This window comes from Paenibacillus sp. FSL R5-0341, assembly GCF_037975235.1.
In the GTDB taxonomy this organism is placed as follows: domain Bacteria; phylum Bacillota; class Bacilli; order Paenibacillales; family Paenibacillaceae; genus Paenibacillus; species Paenibacillus amylolyticus_A.
The window spans coordinates 4,856,224-4,873,358 of sequence record NZ_CP150241.1; the positions used below are offsets into that span (position 1 = coordinate 4,856,224).

Consider the following 17,135-nt stretch of genomic DNA (forward strand, 5'->3'; position numbering starts at 1 on the left):
ACCCACCTCTTATGAGGGGATACTTCCTTGCCATACATCGGCAGCAGTCGCTGATCACCTAAACCAGGCAGCTGTTGATCATCCTTATCATATGTAACTTTATTTCACGCAATTTAATAGATACACATCTTCGCACCTCAGCATTTTGTACTATCTGCTTAAAAATCCGATATCTTTTAACCTCTTTATCCAAACTCTTCTTTACGCCCACCTCACTTAATGTTAGATTTTATAACATATTATTATGAAAGCGAGTGGGTTGAAGATGGATCTGCAACAGTTATTGACTATCCCCATTCTCTCCAAAGCAAAGGTTATTGCCGGACATCGCGGACTAGATCGTTTGGTACAATCGATTAACATTATGGACGCGCCAGATATTGTACAATTCCTGAAGCCAGGGGATATGCTGCTGACGAACGGTTATATCCTGAAAGACCGCCCCGATGCTCATCTTGGATTTATTACAGACATGCATGCAATTGGTTGTGCGGCGCTTGCTGTCAAGACACAGCGTTTCTCTCTTGAATTATCTCCGCAGCTGCTTGAGACAGCCGACAGGTTGGGCTTCCCGATCATCGAACTGTCCGAGATAGACAATACACTCGGTGAAATATTTCAACATTCGATCAGTGCCATCCTTCAGAACAAAACCCATGAGCTTCACTACGCCCTGTCTATTCACAAGCAATTTTCCACGATGGTGATGCAGGGAAAAGGCATACCATCCATCGTAGATACGTTGTCTCAGTTGCTATCTTCACCTGTACTTCTGCTTGGCTCTAAGAAACAGATTACGGCAAGCTCCCATTATGCACAACAGATGGATGACCAGTCTCTCGCCTCGCCCTTACTGACTTTTATAGATGAGCACCCTTCCTTCCATGCCACAATCTCGATCTGTCTGCTTACTGCTGATAAATATCGACATGCCGAGCTTCATCCCATCTTCACGGATCGGCACGAGGGCTACTTGATCGCACTATACGATAGTTCTACAACCTCTAAGCTCTCCACTCTGGCACTGGAGCAAGCGGTCAATGTGATCGGTCTGGAGTTAACCAAGAAACAAGCGGTCAAGGAGCGTTCCCGCCGTTACAAAAATGAATATTTCTCCGATCTCATTCAGGGCTTCATTCGTTCGGAACAAGAAGCGCTGCACCGCGGCAAGAAATATGGGCTACAAGCAAAAGGGAACTCCGTTCTCATCATCGCCAAGATGGATGAATCCTTAGCGGGCATATTTAAGCAGAACTCTACTTCCTCCGGGGAAGAGCGGTTCATCTCGGAACGAGACGCTAATTACGAGCTGATTAAGCAGGAGTTCGCCAAATTGGATCTCTCCTTCGTCATGTTCACAAAGAATGACCAGTTCGGCATACTCGTCTTTTTGGCCGAATCGTCTTGGGACGAACATACCGTTGTTCAACAGCTTGAGCGGATGGCGAGCAATCTGTATTCAGAGTCGCAGCTCAGCCTATCCTTCGGCATAGGTAATTCCTACACCAATGTGTTGGATATCGGACTCTCCTATAAGGAAGCAGTCAAGGCCCTCCAATCCGGCTATCAGATGCGAAAGACCCGCTTCGCTCATTCCTATCAAACCATGGATATAAGCCGTCTGCTGCGCATGATTCCCCACGATGAGATGCTGCAATTCCATCAAGAAACCTTTAAGCCCTTCAACGACCGAGATCCAAACGAGCGCAACGAGCTTATGAAAACCTTGTCCTCTTTCTATGAGAATCATTGCCAGATCGTCGATACAGCCAAAGAGCTGTTCGTACATCGCAATACAGTGATCTATAGGCTGGAAAAATGCGAGAAACTGACCGGCAGGAACATCAAGGACCCAATGGAGAGCCTGCGCTTCCGACTCGCCTTCGCACTTGAGTCCCTTCTGAATGTTAATCCAGCCCCTAGCGATGCTAATCATACGTCTTAAACCGAGAACGTGTCATGTATAATGACACGTTCTTTTATTTTCTTTTCATATTCAATCTTCATTTGTGCATTTTAACTGATTTAATTCTATTTTTATGTTCAGAGTGACTAATGACAATTATGCAAACAGTCTATATGATTAGAAATATATTCATTAATGTCATGTTAATTAACATCAAATCACATCAAGAAACGAAAAAACATCAGGCTGTAGGAAAGGGGCTACCTATCATGGCTATACAGATACAAGGCGTATCCAAATCATTTGTCAGTGCAACCGGAGAAGATATTCAGGTACTCGCTGAGGTTTCGATGCAAATCAAGAAGCAGGAGTTCTTCAGTATCGTGGGACCGAGCGGTTGTGGCAAAAGTACGATTTTCAACATTATCGCAGGTCTGCTTAAGCCAACAAATGGCAAGGTTATCGTCTGTGGCGAAGAGATCGATCAGACTACCGGGCATGTCGGTTATATGATGCAGAAGGACCTGTTACTTCCTTGGAGAAGCATCCTGGACAATGTCACGCTAGGCTTGGAAGTGAAGGGCATGTCCAAAAAGGATCGCGGCGATATTGCCATGGATTATCTGGATCGTTATGGCCTGGCTTCATTCGCAGAAGCCTATCCCTCCACCCTATCAGGCGGTATGCGCCAACGTGTAGCCCTCATTCGTACCCTCGTTACCCAGCCCGATATTATATTACTGGACGAACCCTTCTCCGCACTTGATTATCAGACCAGACTCATTCTGGAAGATGAAATCTTGTCTATCCTAAAATCCGAGGGCAAGACAGGCGTGCTTATTACACATGACATTGAGGAAGCCATCGCCATCTCCGACCGTATTGCCGTTATGAGCAAAAGACCAACGACCGTAAAACAGGTCTACGATATCGGTCTCGCTTCGCAGTATGGCTCAGCATTGAAAGCCCGCTCCGACCAGAAGTTCAAGCAGTATTTTGAATCAATCTGGTCAGAGCTTGATATCCAGATGGGGAGGATCAGCTAATGAAGAGCACATCACCTGAAATTACCCTTGCCGGAAAGCCTGCTGGAGTTGCGAAGAGTAAACGCAGACAATCTACCTTCTCCAAAGAATGGCTGATGACGATGCTGTGGCGGTTCATTATTGTTGCGGTCATCCTGGTGATCTGGGAATCCGCCGTTCGATTGAAGCTCGTTAATGGATTCCTCATGGGATCACCAAGCGCCATTATCGATGCCGCCATCACGATGGCCAGCTCAGGGCAACTGCTTACAGACGCGTTTGCAACGGTGAATGCCACCGTTATCGGCTTCGTAGCCGGAAGCTTAATCGGCTCATTGGCAGGACTGCTCATGTGGTATTCCAAGTCCGTTGCCCGTGTGCTCGATCCATTCATTGTAGCCATGAACGGCATCCCGAAGATTGCCCTCGCTCCGATGATTATCATCTGGTTCGGTTCAGGCATCTTCTCCAAGATTGCTCTGGCCTCCGTAGCAACATTTATCGTAGCGCTGTTATCCGCCTACCAAGCGACGCATCAGATCGACGAATCTCAGATTAATCTGATGAAATCCTTCGGTGCGAAGAAATCACAAATTTTCCGCAAAATTATCGTTCCTTCCTCCCTGCCATGGATCATCTCGGCCTTCCGGATCAATATCGGTTTGGCATTGGTGTCTGTCGTAGGTGGAGAATTCATCTCTTCTGACAAAGGGCTCGGACACATGGTATTCGTCGAAGGTAACCTGTTCAACCTTCCGGCGGTATGGGTCGGCGTGTTCATGCTTATGCTGGTCGCCATGCTCCTCTACACCTGTGTCGGTTATATCGAATCCCGTCTCCTTCCATGGAATGACAACAAGACCAGCAGCAAATCCACATCTGTATAGCTGACCTACAACGATTAAAGGGGACTGATGACTAATGCTTACATTCAAAAAGATAGCTTTTCTAGCAACGATGACGGTTATGTTGACTACACTGCTCAGTGCATGCGGCAGCAATGCCACAACACCTGCGAGTGGTGCAGGTGCATCTAATAGCGGGGGGCAAGCAAATGCGCAGGTGGACAAAATTATGGTGTCCGAGGTGTATCACAACCTGCTCTACCTTCCGCTGTATGTAGCGAATAACCAAGGATTCCTAGAGGAGAATCGCATTGAGCTAACCTCCATTCGCGCTGCCGGAAGCGGACCAACAGCATTGTCTTCGGTGATCTCAGGCGAGTCTGCTTTCTCCTTCCACGGTCCTGAGCATGTCGCATTCGCTAATGCGAAGGGCGGAGATGCTCGCTCACTGGTCCTTTTATCGGGTAGTGCTCCAGTATGGGCGGTTGCGCGAGAAGAAGTAACCGTGAACTCAACAGCGGATTTCAAAGGCAAAACTATCGTTGTGGGCTTGGCACCTACAAGTTCGAACAGCTTACTCCGGAAGTTATTCGCAGACAACAACATCGATTTCGACAAGGATGTGACGATCACCGAGGTTCAGAATGGCTCCGAGCTAGGTGCTGTATTAGCCGGCAAAGCCGATATTGCTATCGTTTACGAGCCGCAGCTGGATCAAGGCATTGCAGAGGGACTTCATATTGTCCATGATTTCACCAAGGATTACCCTGACTTTGCCTTTGCAACGATGAATACAACCGCAAGCTTCATTGAGAAGAATCCTGATCTCACCCAGCGCTTTGTCACCTCTATTGAGCAGGCCCTGGACTACATTCAATCAAATCCTGAAGGCGCAAAAGCAGTTGCCGTGAAGGAATTCCCGAATCTGGACAAAAACGTCGTGGAGCAAGCGGTACAACGCATGATCGACAGCAAGGTATACCCTGCTGAGGGGCTCATCAACGAATCCGCCTTCGAGACCGCAATCGATATGCAGCGCTTCATCGGCAATTTGAAGGAGGACCTCGCTTACGAGGAGATTATCGATTCAAGCTTCACCAAATAGAGAGAGAAAGGGTGATTACTCTGAACCAAGACGACTATCTCACACACCGCCGTACAGAAAGCGCCAAATATGCAAACGGAGTTATTACCAGCGAGGAGCTTGCCCTATTTACAGCCGACTTGAAGCTGATTCGAGGCTTCAAATTGCCAGAAGAAGTTGGACCCAATTCACCGCATAGGAGGGAGCCTCTGCGATGATTACGAAACCACTGAACGAGCTAACGATTGCTGAAGCCGCAACACTGATTAAAAACAAGACCATATCTCCTGTCGAGCTTACGAAATCCTATTTGAATCGCATTGAGAAAGTAGAACCTGCTGTGCAAGCCTTCGTTACAGTCACCGCTGAGCAAGCCTTGCAGGCTGCAAAAGAGTCTGAGCGCAAGCTGATGAATGGCGAGTATCTCGGTCCTCTGCATGGCATTCCCTATGGAGCCAAAGATATTATCCATACCGCTGGCATACGCACATCGGCCGGATCAAGTACCTATCCTGACTTCGTACCCGAAACAAATGCTACTGTAATTAATAAGTTGCAAGCTGCAGGCGCTATCCTGCTCGGCAAGACAACAACGACGGAATATGCCTTCCAAGGAGGAGAACCACCTACCCGCAACCCGTGGAATCTAGAACATACGCCGGGCGGTTCCAGTTCAGGTTCCGTCGCTGCAGTAGCGGCTGGCATGGCCTCCTTCTCACTCGGAACACAGACTTTCGGATCTCTGCTTAGACCCGCAGCATACAACGGATTAACCTGTATGAAGCCCACTTACGGCAGGGTTAGCCGTAATGGTGTCATCACAGCCAGCTGGAGCCTGGATCACATTGGCGCCTTCACTCGATCGGCCCAAGATAACGCGATCGTTCTGGAAGCGATGGCCGGGCAAGATGAGCTGGACTCCTTCACGCTTCCTTATGGCAAGCCAGACTTAACAAGTGCTCTTGAGCATCCTATTTCAGGAATGGTGATCGGTCTGCCGAGCAACTTCTTCCAGACGGATGAACCGGCAATCTTGTTAGCCGTAGAGTCGGCAATCGCTGTGCTTGAGAAGCTGGGCATACAATGGAAAAAAGTTGACCTGCCTTCTTATATGGAAGAGACCATTGCTGCTCATCGTACGGTTATGCGGGCAGAAGCTGCGGCCTTCCACCAGGAACGATTCGCTGAAGCTTCTGATCGTTACGGACATACGATGCGAGAACAGCTTGAACTCGGCTACCAGACGAGTGCTGTTGACTATTTGCAGGCACAGCGAATCCGAACGATATTCCGGAGCGAAATGATGATGCTTTTTGATGAAGTAGATGTGTTATTAACTCCATCAACACCGTATGTGGCCCCATATGGCTACAAGACGGGGAGCCCTATTTTCAACGGACCGTTCACCAATACGGGTCTACCGTCCATCACCGTCCCCATCGGGTTCGATACGACCTCAGGGAAACAGTTACCTATCGGCATGCAGCTGGCGGGTCCACTCATGAGAGAAGACCGCCTGTTGTCCATTGCTCATCATTATCAGCAGTCTACGAACTGGCATCAGCTAACAACAATCATACACACTCATTAGGAAAGGAATGACAGCTACGATGTCTACCATCATACATGCAAGTGCAGCACCCAAGTTCCCGCTTCCTTTCTCTCATGCTGTCCGCGCAGGAGATTTGGTCTACGTCGCAGGTCAAGTAGGTGTCGATCCACAGACGCTTGAGCCCATCGGTGGCATTAAGGAGCAGACTGAGCAGTGCATTCGTAATATTGAGGTGATCCTGCAAGAAGCCGGACTTACACTCGATCATATTGTGAAGGCAACCACTCATCTGGCCCGAGTCGAGGATCAGTCCGAATACAATGAAGTATATGCGCGAATGATTAAACAGCCATATCCTGCTCGTATTACCGTATTCAGCGGGTTAGGCCCTTATTTAATTGAGATGGAAGTGTTGGCGTATGCACCATCCGTTCGGGGAGAGTAGCGCATCACAAATACACCTGTACCCTTAGATGGGTACAGGTGCTCACTTTGTTGAGAAACCCGGTTCTCTTTTGAGAGACGGGTTTCTTTCGTATTCCTATTTTGTTTTGAAGCGGGATGATTCTTCTGCAAGTTGTTTGGTGAGTCCATTAATGGTCTGCACCAGCTCTGCCAGATGTCCAGTCATGCCTGATTGCTCTTGCATCGTTGCCGTAACTTCCTCAATGGATGCCGAGACCTCTTCTCCTGAAGCCGACAGATTCTGTGCAGCTCCAAGCACATCATCCTTATCGCGCTCAATGGACTCGATCTCGGAAGCGATCGCCTGTACCTGATTCATCATGTCCTGCATATTTTGGGTGACAAAATTAAAGGTTTCCTTGGTCTGGCTCACACTGCTCTTATGCTGCTCCGCAATCGCCTCAATGGCATGTACACTGCGGTTATTCTGCTCCACATGTGCTATCGTCTGCGTCACAATACGATTGATGTCCTCTGATTGCGCCGTTGTCTGCTCAGCCAGCTTGCGAATCTCGGAAGCAACGACTGCGAAGCCACGCCCCTGATCTCCAGCTCTTGCCGCCTCGATGGAAGCATTCAATGCCAGCAACTTGGTCTGATTCGCAATCTCGGCAATCGTGCCCGTAATCTGATGAATACCGGAAGAACTCTCGGCGAGCTGAACCGTAATTTGTGAGATGTTGCTCACTTCCGCCTCATTCTGCCCGTTCACCGCAATAAGGGCATCGATGACCTCATGATTATTTTTAAATGCGTCCGTGATCTCATCCGCCTTAATCATAACGGACTGTGACATCTCATTCACGTTCTCAATCTTGTTCCCAACATTCATGAATTTATCCACGATGGATTCCGTGTCGTTCGCCTGTGATTCCATCGCCCGTGAAATTTCAAGGGCTGTCGCTGTTGTATCGGTTATCGAAGCCGACGTCTGCTGTGCAGACTGGTCCAGCTCGGTAGTGCTTGTATTCAGGACCCCGATGGAACGGTTCATGCTGGAGATTAGTTGTTTGTTCCCCTCGGCCATCGTGTTGAAGCTGTCTGCCAGTTCTTTGAATTCACCGGTATACTTGCCTTCTGCCTGCACAGTCAGATCTCCTCCGGCCAACTGTTTGAACAACAGCGTTATTCGGCTAATCGGTCTGGTCACCAGCTGCGAGATCAGGATACCTGCGATGATAGACACAGCAATGGCACTGAACAAAACAATGTACATTTGCTTCGCCATACCTACCAGCGGCTTCCGTACATCTGTATATGTATCCTCGACGATCACGGTCCAGTCGGAACGCGGAATCTTCGAGTAGAATACCACTTTCTCGTCCGTACTCACTTCGCCCTGTTGCAATGTATCACTTGGAGCCAGATCAATCAGAGACTGGTACTCCCCCGATTCCAGCGGTTTTCCTGCCAGACTCTCGTCTGCCGAATGATACATGACCGTTCCGATTCGGTCCAAAATAATGACTTTACCCTCTTCGTTAATCTTGACGTTCTGCAACTGATTCACGAAGAATGATGTAGAGGCAGTAGAGACAAGTACCCCTTCTACTTGCTTGTCCTCATTGTAGATTGGGGATGCAAACACCGTACCCAATGTGCCCAACGTCTTGGAAATGATGCCTTCGCTAATGACGTTACGTCCCTTGATGGCTTCCTGGAAATAGGCACGGTCTGCCCGTTCACCTCCAAGTGACTCCGGGTCGTTCGCCGCAACTACGGTTCCATTGCGATCCACCAGAATCAGAACACTGTTGCCCTCCATGCCAGCTAAGCTATCTGCCAATATCCCATTGGCTTTATTAACAAGTTCACTGTTTTCCTCGAAAAATGCTTCGTTATCTTCGCCCTCCGCTGCATTCCGAATCTCCAGCAAATCTTGGAATGTCCGATGTGTTGTGATCAGAAACGTAGACTGCTCTTCCAGACTGAGTGAGGTAAATAGTCCTGCACCAATCCGGTCAGAGGTCGACTGGATCTCATCTCTGCTTTTGTCCAATGTAATGTCCTCTGCCACTTTGTAGCATAGCACTGCCGTCACGGCTAGTACGACGCACACCAGTTGACCGATCATCAGTGGCAATTTGAAGCGAAAAGACATGTTGGTCAAGCGTTGCCTCGCCTTTGTAAATAACATGAATACATTCACCATCCATCCTCATTCTTGTTGGGTCCATTTTTTAATATGGGTTAACTTTATATCGGTCGTTATCAAATAATCATCCAGCACTAAAACGCTTACAAAAATATTTTTCTTATCCTTTGGAAGTGGATGATTGTAGGTCCAAGGCCGCTGTTGACGATTGGAAAATGTAGACTTTGGGTTAATACAAAATATGACATCAACATCGTATAATGTATGAAATACATATCGTGCAGGAAGAGGGACGACTTATTGAATACGAAAATGCCCACTTTATTAAATGTCATCCGTGCCCTGTTAGGGGTACAATCCATCTTCATTGGGATTTCCATGACATTCCTTATTGCAGATCTATTCCGTAATAGTGCGGATTACTCCGCGTTTCCGCTATCGGATCAGATCGCCTATTTTACAAGTATCGGGCTCCGAGTCCTCTTGGTTCTGGTTCCCCCGATTCTGACCATCGTATTTATCTCCAGACGAAGCTATAAGCTAACGATTACGTTTATGAGCCTGGCCTTATTTTTCGGCGTTGTGTTCTTTCAGAATTTTCTCGTCTTGCTGCACATCTTCATGTTGCTTACCCTGTTACTCCACAAGCCCAGCAAGATGTATCTAAAGCAGGAAAGCTCTCGGGAAGAATACAACCAGAAGAATCTGCGGTTATAGGTTCGAAGAGAATAGGAGAAGTGGTATGGTAAAAACAGCATTACCCACGTTACTAAATGTCGTACGCATTTTGTTGAGTGTAAAACTGATCTACGTGATTGTGTCCTTTATCGCGTTCCTCATTGACTTCAACCAAAACATGGAGGCCTATCTCGCCTTCTCATACAAAGGAAATGATCTGGCTTACGCCTCTGGCGTAATTATAGCCAGAATGTTGTTTATCATCGGTCCCAGCCTGCTCGCCGTTATATTCATCACCAAGAGAAAGTTCAAGCTCACGGTGACGTTTCTTAGTCTGGCCCTATTCGTTGCCATTCCGAATGAGAGTAACCTGTTCACCCTGGTTCATATCTTCGCCCTGCTCATCGTGCTCTTGCACCGTCCAAGCAAGTTGTATCTGAAACGAAAGGATCCCCGTGTTAATGAGACAGTAGTTGAAGCGAAGGATTAATTCAAGAAGGAGATGTTGAGCGCACAAGATATGATGTCATAATAAAAACAAGGACGCTCCTCAGTATTGCAGGAAGGCCCTTGTTTAGTGGACTCACTATACATAGTGAATGTGAAATTTACACTTACAGTGCGGCTTGATAGATTTGCACTACATCTTCACGTTGCAATTTGTTGAAGAATCCGAACGGACCAAATCGCATCGCTTTATCAGCCATCACATCAATCTGGCTATCGTCAATGTCATAGTCCGCCAGACGGCTAGGGGCACCAATTGAAGTCCAGAATGTACGCAGCGCTTCAATGCCTTCTTCAGCAACTTGTTTATCCGACTTTCCAGTAGGATTAATATCAAATACATTAACAGCCATACGTTTGAATCGATCTACATCCACATCCAGATTATGCTTCATCCAGTGTGGGAAGAGGATTGCAAGACCTCCCCCATGAGGAATGTCATACACAGCCGATACGGCATGTTCTATATTGTGAGAAGCCCAATCTCCGGCAAGACCCATATTCAGGACATCGTTAAGCGCCATTGTTCCACAGTAGAGGATGGTCTCGCGCAGTTCGTAGTTTTCCGTATCTTTGATCAGGCGAGGGGCTGTATCGATGACGGTACGAAGAATCGTCTCACAGAATCCAAGCTGAACCGGTGTATTCGTATCCAGATGGAAATAATGTTCAAACACATGAGACATCATGTCCACCATGCCGTATACCGTCTGATCCAGAGGTACCGTGTATGTGTTCACTGGATCAAGAATGGAGAACGCTGGGAAAGAATACTCGCTGAACCATGCCCATTTCTCCTGTGTGTCCTGATTGGTAATTACTGAACCGTTGTTCATCTCGGAACCTGTCGCTGCCATCGTCAGAATTGTACCCAGTGGAAGTCCCCCTTCTGGGGTTGCTTCGCGCACAACAACATCCCACATGTCTCCATCGTATTTGGCTCCTACTGCGATGGCTTTAGCGCAGTCAAGTACACTGCCGCCCCCAACCGCAAGAACCAGATCAATGTTATGTGTTCTGCATAGTTCTACGCCCTTATGAACCGTAGACAGACGAGGGTTCGGTTCTACACCAGCCAGTTCCGTCACCTCTGCTCCGATTTCGTTCAGCTGGCTGATTACCTGATCGTACAGCCCGCTACGTTTGATGCTTCCACCACCATATACAAGTAAAATACGCTTTCCGTATTTTGGAACTTCGGTTTGTAGTGCTTGAAGTTGCCCTTTGCCAAAAATCAGCCGGGTCGGATTGTAAAACTGAAAAGATCTCATAACGTATGTTCCTCCAAAGAAGTCTGAAATTTTGTGCACCCATCATTATAGTTCTCTTTATTCGCAAAAACAAATACAGGCAAGAAGGAGATAACAGATGAGTATGGCGTCTATCATGGCTAAACAATGTTTTCCTGAACAAAATAAGCTCCTGCCAGCAATGGAGTGCACCCCTTAGAATAGACATTGGAAAAACCCCTGGGTTTAGCCGATGAAATTCTAGGGGGTGCATTTTTTTATGGCGATTAAAGGACAAAAGTATAAAACGTATTCGGAGAAGATAAAAAAAGAGGCTATTCGTCTGCATACGGTTGAGGGCTGGACTTACCGAAAGATCAATGAACATTTGGGAATTCATGACCCGGGACGAATGAAGCGCTGGATGCGAAAACACCGGGAACAAGGCGAGTTTGGACTGATGGATCAGCGAGGTCGACGGAAAGAATACTTGGATCAAGAACGCTATGTGCAAAAACTGAAACGGGAGAATGCGTTGCTAAAAAAGTGCTTGGTAATCTGGAAGGAGGAAGCAAACAAAAGAGATTTCAGATCATGGAAAAAGTAGCGGCATACGGTGATATCCGGAAACTCTGCGATGTGTTTGGCGTGTCCCGGAGTGGGTTTTATGCCTATGTAAAACGTAAACGATTCAATCGCGATGCCAAGGCGAAGAAACAGGTACTTCGAACGTATCATCGCTATGAAGGCAAATATGGTTATCGGCAACTCCAGTTATTCCTTTGGCAAGATCAAGGGATTTGGATGAATCACAAAAAGGTACTCCGCCTGATGCAAATGCTCGGTATTCAATCTCGAATCCGTCGTAAACGGCGCTCCAACAGCTCGTATGCACCTGCGCAGCGTGTAGCAGAAAACCGCTTGAAGCGAGATTTCAGTGCAGAAAAACCCAATCAGAAATGGGTAACGGACATTACCCAGTATCGTGTGGGAGAACGCTGGATATATCTTTCAGCCATAAAGGATCTGTTTAATAACGAAATTGTGGCCTACGAAATAGGCGAACGTAACGACAATGAACTGGTGCTCCGCACATTCAGCAAGGCGTTTGCGAAGCAGAAAGACGTGACCGGACTAGTCGTTCACAGCGACCAGGGATTCCAGTACACGTCTCATGCTTACCACGACATGCTGCCAAAGGTTGGCGCCCAAATCAGCATGTCTCGCCGAGGAAATTGTTATGACAATGCCTCGATGGAGAGTTTCTTCTCGCATCTCAAAACGGAAGGTCTCTATCCTTATCATATCGGAACGCTTACCGAAGCACAAAGCAAAATCGAAAAGTATATCCGTTTTTACAACCGAAAACGACCACAACGGAAACTAAAAAAACTGACGCCGGTAGAGTACCGACGCCAGTTTGCAGCCTAGGGTCTTTTTATAATGTCTATTAAATGGGGTCTTGACCACAAAGTGGCAGGAGCTTATTTCATAGGGATTCAACATGAACAACGCATGATTCATGCTTCCATAACATACATGGTCTACATCCCCTCAGATATTAAGAATTCGGTACTTAGGTTCTAACCCAGATCCGCAATCCGCTGTCCAATACGTGGAAAAAGCCCAAAGGCATTCTCGTAGAAGACTTTATCATGATGCTGTTCCGGTACAAGTCGGCGGACAAATTCGGCATACAGATCGATAGGAGCAAGCGGCCAGTCGGTGCCAAACAGCATTTTCTCGTAATGATCCGAATAGACCAAAGCCCGGCGGAAATGATCCATGAACAAAGGTTCGTTCATGAACCGTTCAAAATGAGGCCGATCCCCCACCACAAGACCAGACAAATCCGCATACACGTTCGGATTCTTCGCCACTACTTCTGCTGCATCCATCACCCAGGGATCACCCAGATGACAGATCATAAAGTTCACACCGCGCTGCTGAAAGGCCAATTCATCTACCGTCAGTGGATGCGAATACTTGAGCAACCCATTCATGGAGTACGTGTCTCCTGTATGAATCACCACAGGCAAGTTGTACTTGGCTGCGAGTTCATAGACCGGAGTATAGATTTTGTCATATACATAGTGATGATAGTATCCGGCATAAAGTTTGATTCCGGCTACTTCAGGGGATCGCAGTCTTGCTTCAATCCGGTCAAGCTCGTCCTGAGCGTGTTTACCATCTAGCGCATTAGGATTGATTCCCACGCATTCCATGAGGAATGAGGGAACCTTCTCTTCCAGATCAAGTCCCATCGGATTAGGGGAAGTAGAATCCGGGAATGCTCCCTTTGTCTGCTCCGTAACCCCCATTCCGATACCCAGAATGACGTCGTTCTTATCGAACTCCGCTTTCAGACCAGCGGCAGAGTAATCCACTTTGGACAGATCAATCGCTGTTTGGTGAAAGCTGTCGATGTCCGACAGATGAATGTGAATATCAATGATCGGCATGTAAAGCCTCCTTTTCCTCGGTAGAAGTTGCAAAATTCAGTTTGAGAAGGTCACGTACATCCGGTGAACTCAGTGGGAGTGGCCCCAGGACAAGATATGTCGGCTCCGTCCAGACTGTTTCCCCATGCTTGATTGTCAGATGATGATTCACGTTCAGACCAGTCACCTGATTATTGGCAAAACCCCATGCACTCTGATTCGGGTAACGATGGACCGCATGCAGCATGTTATCACGCGAAACCGATCCGACTCGCAAAAGGTCTTCAAGTGGCAGGCCCACATCTACCTTGCCTAGCGGGAATCGATCTTTACCCGGTTGCTCGATCCAACCTTCCGCAAAGACAGATGAAGGCTGGAGGAAACGTTCCTCCGCAAGCGAGTAATTCGTCAGCGTCAGACCGCTTTCGTTTGTCACTTCAAGCAGCGTACAGAGCACAGGAACACCGGGTAGCATTACATAATGCTGGTGGATCGTGATTCCCCGATTCGCTTCATGCTTCTCAATTCGGGTGGTCAGCTTTATGCCTTTCCAGACGTTGCCGTATTGGTCCTTGTGCTCTGTCCAGGAAGCGGCTCTTTGTTCCAACTGGCGGCTGAAACCATTCATGCCCGGAACCCCCACACCCAACCCGCCGTACCACGGATTCCACCACGAGCGTGGAGCGGGTTCAGGGTATGAGCTGTCCAACCATTCTTCTCCTGCATATTTCAGAGAGTGTACTACACTTCCGAATTCAGGAGCAACGGCGATCGACAACACTCCATTATCTACGATGTACAAAGGTCCAGATGAACCTTCTTCAATCTTCTGCTTCACCTCTGTTCCGCTCTGCGGGAACCAAAGGGCCGTTCGCTCCTGAATCCGATCTTCGCCCCGATATAGCCCACGAACTTTCCAACCACTTACGTGCTGGTCTCGGTCCGCTTCGTCTGGTGAAAATGTCAGCTTGGCGGAGTTTAGATTCTGCTCCGAATTGAATTCCTTCGCATTTGCCATACCCTCCGGTTCGCCACCCTGCTGCGCATACAGCTCCAGCTTGCCCGCAAGCGGAACCAGTTTATGTTCATTCAACGTTGCTTGAAGCACATCCGGGGCAAATGGATTCCCCTCATTCAGTGTCAGATCCAGATGACTGTCCAGCAACGGAATGATCGGATTACGCTGCTTCCGTGCAAACGCACGGAAATCATGCCATTTGGCAAACGTGTTCAAAGCATATACAGTTGCTTTGGTCCGCACAACGGCTCCTGCGGCAATACGGCCAAGCTCATGCTGCAACCCCAGCGTGTATTCCGGGCGAAGCAGCTTCAGAGAAGGGTCCCAATAGATACCGCTGGCACCATACTCTTCTTTGCAGAACAGCCAGTTCTCCGTAATCTGTGAACTGTCCCAATGGTTCGGATCACCTGCATAATCATCTTCCATATCCACAAAACAGCCTTGGTAAGGTAGAATTAGCTGGTTTCCGTAGAAACCGAAGTTATTCATCAGAAATAGGTCTTCTTCCCAAGCCGTGTCTCGTGTATTTTCAACCTCGTGGTGGAATTCAGCGATTCCATTCGCAGACAGCTTGACCACGGACTTAATCTGCAAGCCTGGGAAATCCTCCGAGTCATACAGTGCTTCAAGAACCTGACGTTCCCCTTCGGCATAAATATTCACTTCTTTGGCTTGTTTCTTGGATAACTCTTCGGCAAACGGCTTACCCAGCTTCGGATAAATCCACCAGAATGAATGACGGGACCCGGGATATTCTATCCACATGTTATTATCTTGTTTGCTCATATGAAGAGAGAATGCGCCATTGACAGCCACCCATTGATCCTCAATCTGCCCGCCATATTTCCCTTCGATTCCCTTCATCAGTACAGAAAGTTTGCTTGTGAAAGAGATCGCCGGGTTCCCCGCTGGGACTGCCGTCACTTCTACTTCTTGGGAATAGAGACCATACGAACGCAAGGTGAAAGGTACTGGCACAGACACTTTGCCTTTGGCAGGCACCGTAAAGCGCACCGAACGCTCTGCCCATTCAAGGAATTCATCCTCAGGCAGGTCCAAGCTGAACTCCGTTTCGGCATCCACATTATTTTCCACGTTCAGAACCAATTCCGCCAGGATGCCTGGATAGAGCTCCTTCACAGGCAAAACGGTCTTGATCTTGGCCGGGAATTTCGGAGCGATACCCAACCTGAACTCCGCTTTCTTACCGTTGATCAAACATGTGCTGGCAACAACGGGATGCGTCTTATTGTTATTCTGTTCTTCTGTAATCGGATCAAGGTGAAACTCACCTTCCACGATGATGGTTTCTCCCGGAGCCACTGCTCGTGCAGCATCCAGCGCAAATCGAATGTTTTTGTTATCCTCACCCTTGATCTCAATCGCCAGTTCGGAAGCTGAAGTGTTCTTAATGCGATAGCGAACCTTATAACTGGAACCGAAAACCAGATCATGATCATCGACTTCTGTTGAGATTTCGTAATCCGGGGTTTCGAGGGCAGTCAGGCCTCGACCCGACTTTTCAAATTCAGCCCGCAGGGAGACATCTCCCTTTTTCCACGTGTAGTCAAAGAAATCAAAACCACGCTCCCGTCGGCCATCTGGCTCGATCACGAGTTCACGCGTGCTATCTGCATACCAATCCAACTCCTCGAAATAAGGAGCGAGTGCTTCGGTCTGCAAGATCGTGGGGATGAAATTCATCAGATGCACATTATCATCTTTTTTCTCCCAGAAGAATCCACATTTCTTGTACATCGGTACAGCCTTCGTATTCCCTGCCCACGTGAACAGATCTAGGCGAGGCCATCCGGCCTCCACGGTCTTGCGCACAGCATTCAGAATCAGGTTGCGTCCAACCTTGTAACCGTGATAGTCGGGGCGTACGTTAAGCAACGGTACATATAGTGCTCTCTCGTCATAGCGGTAATGAGCAAAACTGCAGAAGCCAACAACCTCTTTCTCATGAACAGCTAGAAACGCATAAAGATTGGACGAACTCTCCATCTCCCGGCGAACCGTTTCCTCTGTCCTAAGGTTGGTGCCACCTCCCCAGCTTTCATTACTGCGGTTCCACATATCCGCCAGTGCGGCAGCGTAAGAGGGATCGTATTCAATAATATGGATCTGGTCGATAATCGAAGTTACAGTCATGTTCTGATCTCCTTCTCTTTATGTACAGGATGGTGAAGAAGCTAGTGATAGTCTTATCATACTATAAATGGAAGAATTTTCAGAGAATTAAAAATCATTCTTTCCAACTTATATGTGCCTTTCGGAAGCTCTT

General features: G+C 47.8%; 14 protein-coding genes. 10 read left to right on the plus strand and 4 right to left on the minus strand.

From position 1 onward, the window contains the following. Positions 1–265 precede the first annotated feature (265 nt). The 6 genes from MKX75_RS21775 to MKX75_RS21800 all read left to right on the plus strand — a co-directional run bounded on the left by MKX75_RS21775 (position 266) and on the right by MKX75_RS21800 (position 6,857). Positions 266–1,945: a PucR family transcriptional regulator ligand-binding domain-containing protein gene (locus MKX75_RS21775; RefSeq protein WP_339166784.1), complete on the plus strand. Its 1,680-nt coding sequence runs from the start codon at positions 266–268 to the stop codon at positions 1,943–1,945. A 230-nt stretch (positions 1,946–2,175) separates the two neighbouring features. After that, on the plus strand, positions 2,176–2,952 hold the full coding sequence (locus MKX75_RS21780; RefSeq protein ID WP_036617567.1) for an ABC transporter ATP-binding protein: 777 nt from the start codon (positions 2,176–2,178) through the stop codon (positions 2,950–2,952). Continuing rightward, positions 2,952–3,818, plus strand: coding sequence for an ABC transporter permease (locus tag MKX75_RS21785; protein WP_076332829.1), 867 nt, complete (start codon positions 2,952–2,954; stop codon positions 3,816–3,818). Before MKX75_RS21780 ends, MKX75_RS21785 begins: the two co-directional genes overlap by 1 nt. 34 nt (positions 3,819–3,852) lie before the next feature. Next, on the plus strand, positions 3,853–4,881 hold the full coding sequence (locus tag MKX75_RS21790; protein WP_339166785.1) for an ABC transporter substrate-binding protein: 1,029 nt from the start codon (positions 3,853–3,855) through the stop codon (positions 4,879–4,881). 193 nt (positions 4,882–5,074) lie between these two features. After that, complete coding sequence (locus tag MKX75_RS21795) at positions 5,075–6,451, plus strand: amidase (protein WP_339166786.1); 1,377 nt, start codon at positions 5,075–5,077, stop codon at positions 6,449–6,451. A 19-nt stretch (positions 6,452–6,470) separates the two neighbouring features. After that, on the plus strand, positions 6,471–6,857 hold the full coding sequence (locus MKX75_RS21800; protein ID WP_076332825.1) for a Rid family hydrolase: 387 nt from the start codon (positions 6,471–6,473) through the stop codon (positions 6,855–6,857). Positions 6,858–6,953: 96 nt separating this feature from the next. On the opposite strand, the gene MKX75_RS21805 is transcribed toward MKX75_RS21800, so the two are convergent. After that, positions 6,954–9,014, minus strand: a complete 2,061-nt coding sequence (locus tag MKX75_RS21805; protein ID WP_339166787.1) for a methyl-accepting chemotaxis protein — start codon at positions 9,012–9,014, stop codon at positions 6,954–6,956. Positions 9,015–9,272: 258 nt separating this feature from the next. Between MKX75_RS21805 and MKX75_RS21810 the strand changes: the two genes are divergently transcribed. Next, positions 9,273–9,689, plus strand: a complete 417-nt coding sequence (locus MKX75_RS21810; protein ID WP_076332824.1) for a hypothetical protein — start codon at positions 9,273–9,275, stop codon at positions 9,687–9,689. A 25-nt stretch (positions 9,690–9,714) separates the two neighbouring features. Then, positions 9,715–10,140, plus strand: coding sequence for a hypothetical protein (locus MKX75_RS21815; RefSeq protein WP_076332823.1), 426 nt, complete (start codon positions 9,715–9,717; stop codon positions 10,138–10,140). A 124-nt stretch (positions 10,141–10,264) separates the two neighbouring features. Here MKX75_RS21815 and MKX75_RS21820 read toward each other — a convergent pair whose 3' ends face one another. Then, positions 10,265–11,428 (minus strand): iron-containing alcohol dehydrogenase, encoded by a 1,164-nt coding sequence (locus tag MKX75_RS21820; protein WP_339166788.1) that lies wholly within the window; start codon positions 11,426–11,428, stop codon positions 10,265–10,267. A 238-nt stretch (positions 11,429–11,666) separates the two neighbouring features. Here MKX75_RS21820 and MKX75_RS21825 point away from each other — a divergent pair, with 238 nt between their 5' ends. Continuing rightward, positions 11,667–11,993, plus strand: coding sequence for a helix-turn-helix domain-containing protein (locus tag MKX75_RS21825; protein ID WP_056699732.1), 327 nt, complete (start codon positions 11,667–11,669; stop codon positions 11,991–11,993). Beyond that, the gene (locus tag MKX75_RS21830) at positions 11,981–12,817 is read left to right on the plus strand and encodes an IS3 family transposase (RefSeq protein WP_339166789.1); all 837 of its coding nucleotides are present in this window, start codon (positions 11,981–11,983) and stop codon (positions 12,815–12,817) included. Before MKX75_RS21825 ends, MKX75_RS21830 begins: the two co-directional genes overlap by 13 nt. A 152-nt stretch (positions 12,818–12,969) precedes the next feature. On the opposite strand, the gene MKX75_RS21835 is transcribed toward MKX75_RS21830, so the two are convergent. Together MKX75_RS21835 and MKX75_RS21840 are read right to left on the minus strand one after the other, a co-directional pair. Next, entirely contained in the window at positions 12,970–13,848 is an 879-nt protein-coding gene (locus MKX75_RS21835; RefSeq protein WP_339166790.1) for a TatD family hydrolase, read from the minus strand. Next, entirely contained in the window at positions 13,835–17,002 is a 3,168-nt protein-coding gene (locus MKX75_RS21840) for a GNAT family N-acetyltransferase (RefSeq protein WP_339166791.1), read from the minus strand. The genes MKX75_RS21835 and MKX75_RS21840 overlap by 14 nt, the downstream gene beginning before the upstream one ends. Positions 17,003–17,135 lie beyond the last annotated feature (133 nt).